At 66.1% G+C, this 5,552-nt stretch carries 5 protein-coding genes and 1 pseudogene; 5 read left to right on the forward strand and 1 reads right to left on the reverse strand.

What is annotated here, in order from left to right; translation table 11 throughout:
* Positions 1–297: pseudogene (locus FCU66_RS39065) on the reverse strand (N-acetylmuramic acid 6-phosphate etherase); the annotation flags it as partial.
* 198 nt (positions 298–495) lie between these two features.
* Between FCU66_RS39065 and FCU66_RS39070 the strand changes: the two are divergent.
* Genes FCU66_RS39070 through FCU66_RS39090 form a run of 5 tightly spaced genes read left to right on the forward strand, consistent with a single transcriptional unit; the run spans position 496 to position 5,502 of the window.
* Positions 496–1,377, forward strand: a complete 882-nt coding sequence (locus FCU66_RS39070; protein WP_136619548.1) for a glucosamine kinase nucleotide-binding domain-containing protein — start codon at positions 496–498, stop codon at positions 1,375–1,377.
* On the forward strand, positions 1,374–2,156 hold the full coding sequence (locus FCU66_RS39075) for a GntR family transcriptional regulator (RefSeq protein ID WP_136619549.1): 783 nt from the start codon (positions 1,374–1,376) through the stop codon (positions 2,154–2,156). The genes FCU66_RS39070 and FCU66_RS39075 overlap by 4 nt, the downstream gene beginning before the upstream one ends.
* Positions 2,153–3,205 carry an SIS domain-containing protein gene (locus tag FCU66_RS39080; protein ID WP_136619550.1) on the forward strand — a complete coding sequence of 351 codons (1,053 nt, stop codon included), beginning with the start codon at positions 2,153–2,155 and terminating at the stop codon, positions 3,203–3,205. Before FCU66_RS39075 ends, FCU66_RS39080 begins: the two co-directional genes overlap by 4 nt.
* Positions 3,202–4,380 carry an N-acetylglucosamine-6-phosphate deacetylase gene (nagA, locus tag FCU66_RS39085; RefSeq protein ID WP_136619551.1) on the forward strand — a complete coding sequence of 393 codons (1,179 nt, stop codon included), beginning with the start codon at positions 3,202–3,204 and terminating at the stop codon, positions 4,378–4,380. Before FCU66_RS39080 ends, nagA begins: the two co-directional genes overlap by 4 nt.
* Before the next feature lie 9 nt (positions 4,381–4,389).
* Positions 4,390–5,502: an NAD(P)/FAD-dependent oxidoreductase gene (locus tag FCU66_RS39090; RefSeq protein ID WP_136619552.1), complete on the forward strand. Its 1,113-nt coding sequence runs from the start codon at positions 4,390–4,392 to the stop codon at positions 5,500–5,502.
* Positions 5,503–5,552 lie beyond the last annotated feature (50 nt).

Genomic DNA, 5,552 nt, shown 5'->3' on the forward strand with positions numbered 1-5,552 from the left:
GCCGGCGATCAGGATGGCGATGCGGTCGCGGTGAATGCCGAAGGTGCCGGGCAACTCCAGCGCATCGGCCAGCGCCATCAGGCCGGAGCTGCCGGCTGCGGCGTAGGCAAGCTTGCCGCCGCCCTTCAGCTTGCCCGCGACGATCTCGGCCGCCCTGGCGATGGATGGAATGGCATGACGCACGACCTTGGCGGCTTCGATCTGCGCATCGGCCAAATAGGAAAGGATGGCGTCCGGGGCCTGGATATCCAGCCCCTCGGCATTCTGGTGAAGCGCTTCGGTGCGCGTTTCGGCCATCCCGGTTCCTCCAATACCAGAACAATACCAAAAAAATACCACTTGTCCACACGCATTAACGAATTCGCAGGTCGGAAATCGCTGAGCCGACGAAATGCCTAGGTTTTTCAATAAAATACGGCTTAATCTTTTTGAAACGGAAATTAACTCTTGGCTATTGGTATTTTATTGGTATTATCCGCCCGGAGGAGAAATCACGTGAATTTCGTGCTCGGAATCGATGGCGGCGGCACCAGCTGCAGGGCCGCCCTGGCAACAGCCGACGGCACTGTTGTTGGCCGCGCCAAGAGCGGCGCCGCCAACATCCGTACAGACCTGACCGGCGCCCGCTCGAACATCGTCGAGGCCGCCAGGCAGGCGTTCATCGCCGCCGGGCAAGATCCGGAACTGATCCCGCTAACACCGGCCATTCTCGGCCTTGCCGGCGCCAATGTCGGCACCTACCGGCAGCAGCTTGAAGCGATCCTGCCGTTCAGCATCAGCCGCGTCGAGACCGACGCCGAGATCGCGCTGGAAGGCGCTGTCGGCTCCGGTGACGGCGCCATGGCCATCCTCGGCACCGGCACCGCCTATATGGCGCGCAAGAACGGCAGATCGCGCGCCATAGGCGGCTGGGGTTTCCAGGTCGGCGACCAGGGCAGCGGCGCCCGCATCGGCCGCGATCTGCTCGAACAGACACTGCTTGCCTATGACGGCGTCCGCGCGGGCTCGCCGCTGACGCAGAGCATGCTGGCCGTTTTCCGCAACAATCCGGAGGACGTGGTCGAATTCACCACCAATGCCAAGCCAGGCGATTTCGGCGGTTTCGCACCCAAGGTGTTCGAGCATGCCGAGAAGGGCGACAGCGTTGCCAACTGGATCCTCGACAGGGTGGTCGCCGATGTCGAAGCCTCGCTCGGCGCGCTCGATCTCGCGGACGACGCGCCGCTGTGCCTGCTCGGCGGGCTGGCGCCGCTCTACGCGCCGCGCCTGTCTGCCCGCTACCGGGCGCTGCTGAAGCCGCCGCTCGACGACGCACTGGGCGGCGCGGTGCAGATGGCAGTCCGCCTTTTTGCCGGACACGCGGAGGCAGCTCGATGAGCGAGGCCGCCGACCAGATCTTCGCCACGCTGAAACATCAGGCGCAAAGCGGCGCGCCGCTTTATCTGCAGCTTCGCAAGAGCATCGAGGATGCGGTCAATCGCGGCCTGATCGGGCCGGGCGACGCGCTGCCCTCCGAGCGCGACATCGCCACCAAGGCCGACATTTCGCGGGTCACCGTGCGCAAGGCGGTGCAGGATCTGGTCAAGGGCGGCATCCTGGTGCAGCGCCACGGCTCCGGCACGTTCGTGGCGCCGCGCATGGAGCGCGTCGAGCAGTCGCTGTCGCGACTGACCTCCTTCACCGAAGACATGGCGCGGCGCGGCATGGCGGTGCGTTCGGCATGGCTCGATCGCGGCCTTTACGCGCCCTCACCCGACGAGATGATGGTGCTCGGCCTGTCGTCGAGCGAACTCGTGGCACGCGTGGCGCGCCTGCGCATTGCCAACGACACGCCGCTGGCGATCGAACGCGCCTCGCTGTCGGCCAGCGTGTTGCCCGACCCGGCCGATATAGGCTCCTCGCTCTATGCGGCGCTGGAATTGACCGGCAACCGGCCGGTGCGGGCGGTGCAGCGCATTTCCGCCGCCAACCTCGGCGACAGCGACGCGCGCCTGCTTGAAGTGCCGCCGGGCGTCGCCGGCTTGCACATCGAACGCATTTCCTATCTGGCGAGCGGCAAGGTGATCGAATTCACCCGCTCCATCTACCGGGGCGACGCCTATGATTTCGTCGCCGAACTGCGGCTGACAGGGCCGAGCGAAGAGGGCCGACCATGACGACAGAACCGACCAAATCGACAGAGATCACCCATATGCGGCGCGAGATCGAGGAGATCCCGCAAGCCGTTGCTCGCCTGCTCGATGGCTCCGGCGCGGTGCTGACCGAGGCCGGGCGCGGCATCCGCGAACGCGATCCGCATTTTGTCGTCACCGTGGCGCGCGGCTCGTCCGACCATGCCGCCACCTTCATGAAATATGCCGTCGAGCTGACCGCCGGCCTGGCCGTCGCATCGGTCGGACCGTCCATCGCCTCGATCTATGGCCGCAAGCTCAGGCTCGCCGGCTCGGCCTGCCTGGCGATCTCGCAGTCGGGCAAGAGCCCCGACATCGTCGCCATGGCCGAAACCGCGCGGGCAGGCGGCGCGCTGACCGTCGCCATCACCAACACAGCCGATTCGCCGCTGGCGCGGGCCTCGGACTATGCGATCGATATCCTGGCCGGCCCCGAGCGCAGCGTGGCGGCAACCAAGACCTTCATCAACTCCGCTGTCGCCGGCCTCGCTTTGATGGCGCATGCCACCGGCGACGATACGCTGCTGGCGGCACTTGCCCGCTTGCCCGAGCATTTCCGCAAGGCAATCGCCTGCGACTGGATGAGCGTGCTGGCCGAGACGATCGAGAAGCAGAAGTCGCTGTTCATCCTCGGCCGCGGACCGTCGGCGGCGATGGCCAACGAAGCGGCGCTGAAATTCAAGGAGACCTGCGGCATGCATGCCGAGGCCTACAGCGCCGCCGAAGTCATGCATGGCCCACTGGCGCTGATCGGACCCGATTTTCCGGTGCTGGCGCTGGCCGCGCGCGATGCGTCCGAACCGTCGATCGCCGAGGCCGCCGACAGCCTGGCGGCCAAGGGCGCGCCGGTGTTCGTCACCTCGGCACTTGCCCAGCGCGCCGTGCGCCTGCCGCATGTCGCCACCGGCCATCCGCTGACCGATCCGCTGACGCTGATCGTGTCCTTCTACATGTTCGTCGAGGCCTTCGCTCGCCATCGCGGCCTCGATCCGGACACGCCGCGCAATCTTCGCAAGGTGACGGAGACCGTATGAGCGACCGTTTTGCCCTGACTGGCGCCCGGATTTTCGATGGCGACGACTGGCATGACGGCCACGCGCTGGTCGTGCGCGACGGCCTCGTCGAGGCTATTTTGCCCACCAGCGCCATCCCCTCGGATATCCGCGTCGTCGACACCGGCGGCGGCGTGCTGGCGCCGGGCTTCGTCGACCTGCAGGTCAATGGCGGTGGCGGCGTCATGCTCAACGACCACCCCGATGTCGCCTCGATCGAAACCATCTGCAAGGCGCATGCGCCCTTCGGCACGACGGCGCTGCTCGTGACGCTGATCACCGACACGCCCGGCGTCACCGCCGCCGCCGTCGCCGCTGGCGAAGCAGCGGCGCTGCGGAAGGTGCCGGGCTTCCTCGGCCTACATCTCGAAGGCCCGCATCTGTCGATCGCCCGCAAGGGCGCGCATGATCCGGCGCTGATCCGGCCGATGACCGACGCCGACCAGGCGATGCTGATCGCGGCGCGGCAAAAGCTGCCGGTGCTGCTCACCACCGTCGCACCGGAATCCGTCGAGCCGGCGCGCGTCGCGGCGCTGACCAAAGCCGGCATCATCGTCAGTCTTGGCCATTCCGACACCGGCTACGCCACCGCCAGCACCTTCGCCGAAGCCGGCGCGAGCGTGGTCACCCATCTGTTCAACGCAATGAGCCAGATCGGCAATCGCGAGCCTGGTCTGGCGGGCGCGGCCATCGACATCGGCACCTTGTCCGCCGGTCTTATCGCCGACGGCATCCATGTCGATCCCGCCACCATCAAGATCGCGCTGCGCGCCAAGCAAGGTCCGGGCAAGATCGTGCTGGTCAGCGACGCCATGGCGACAATCGGCACCGACATGACCTCGTTCACGCTCAACGGCCGCACCATCTACCGCAAGGATGGCAGCCTGCGGCTTGCCGACGGAACGCTGGCGGGTGCCGATCTCGACATGATCTCGGCGGTTCGATACGTCCACCGGATTGTCGGGCTGGACCTGTCGGAAGCGTTGCGCATGGCCTCGCTCTATCCGGCGCAGGCGATAGGGCAATCGCATCGGCTCGGGCGATTCGCCAACGGCACGGCGGCGGATATCGTTTTGCTGTCGGATAATCTCGACATGAAGAGCGTCTGGATCGGTGGCGCCAAGGTTTTTGCAGCCGGCTCCAACTCCGCCCGGTGATATCAAGCCATGCATGATTTCGATTGTGTCATTGCGGGAGCCGGTGTCGTCGGGCTCGCCATTGCCAAGGCGGTCGCTTTGTCGGGACGCGAGGTGCTGGTGGTCGAGAAGGCCAGCACGATCGGCACGGTCACCAGCTCGCGCAATTCCGAAGTCATCCATGCCGGTATCTACTATGCGCCGGGCAGCCTGAAGGCCCGGCTGTGCGCCGAAGGCCGTGAGCGGCTCTACGCCTATTGCCGCGAACACAACGTCGCCCATGACCGTACCGGCAAGCTGATCGTCGCCGTCGAACCGGATCAGTTGGACAGGCTGAGCGCGATCAGGGCCAATGCGCAGAGCTGCGGGGTTGGCGATCTCGATCTGCTTACGCAGGCACAAGCCGAAAGTCTCGAACCCGCGCTGAGATGCGCCGGCGCGCTGCTGTCGCCGTCGACCGGCATCGTCGACAGCCAGGCGCTGATGCTGTCGCTGCACGGCGATGCGGAGGCCGCCGGCGCATCGTTCGCCTTCCTCACCGATGTCGACGGAGCGGCCATCGAAGCCGATGGAATCCGGATCGATACGCGCGATGCCAAGGGCGAGATCTTCGCGTTGAAAACCGGCGCCTTCGTCAATGCGGCAGGTCTCGATGCCCAAGCCCTGGCCAACCGGATCGAGGGGTTTCCACTAGACCTCGTTCCGCCGCTCTGGCTGGCGCGGGGCAACTATTTTTCGCTTTCGGGCCGGTCGCCCTTCTCGCGGCTGATCTATCCGGTGCCGGTCAATGGCGGCCTCGGCGTGCATCTGACCCTCGACCTTGCCGGCGGTGCGCGCTTTGGTCCGGATGTCGAGTGGATCGACCACCTCGACTATACGGTCGATCCACGCCGAAGCGCTGTCTTCTACGAGGCGATCCGACACTACTGGCCCGAGCTTGCCGACGGCGCCCTGCAGCCGGCCTATGCCGGCATCCGGCCGAAACTGTCCGGGCCGGGCCAGCCGACGGCCGACTTCACAATCCAGGGACCGGCCGACCATGGCGCCGGCCGCATCGTCAATTTGTTCGGCATCGAAAGCCCCGGCCTGACGGCCAGCCTGGCGATCGCCGAGCATGTCGCCGAGCTGTTGTACCCAGGCTGATCCGACTGCCTACGCGGTTCCCGGTTCCAGAGCAGTTCACCGTTTCACGG

Source organism: Mesorhizobium norvegicum (genome assembly GCF_004919685.1).
GTDB lineage: Bacteria > Pseudomonadota > Alphaproteobacteria > Rhizobiales > Rhizobiaceae > Mesorhizobium > Mesorhizobium norvegicum.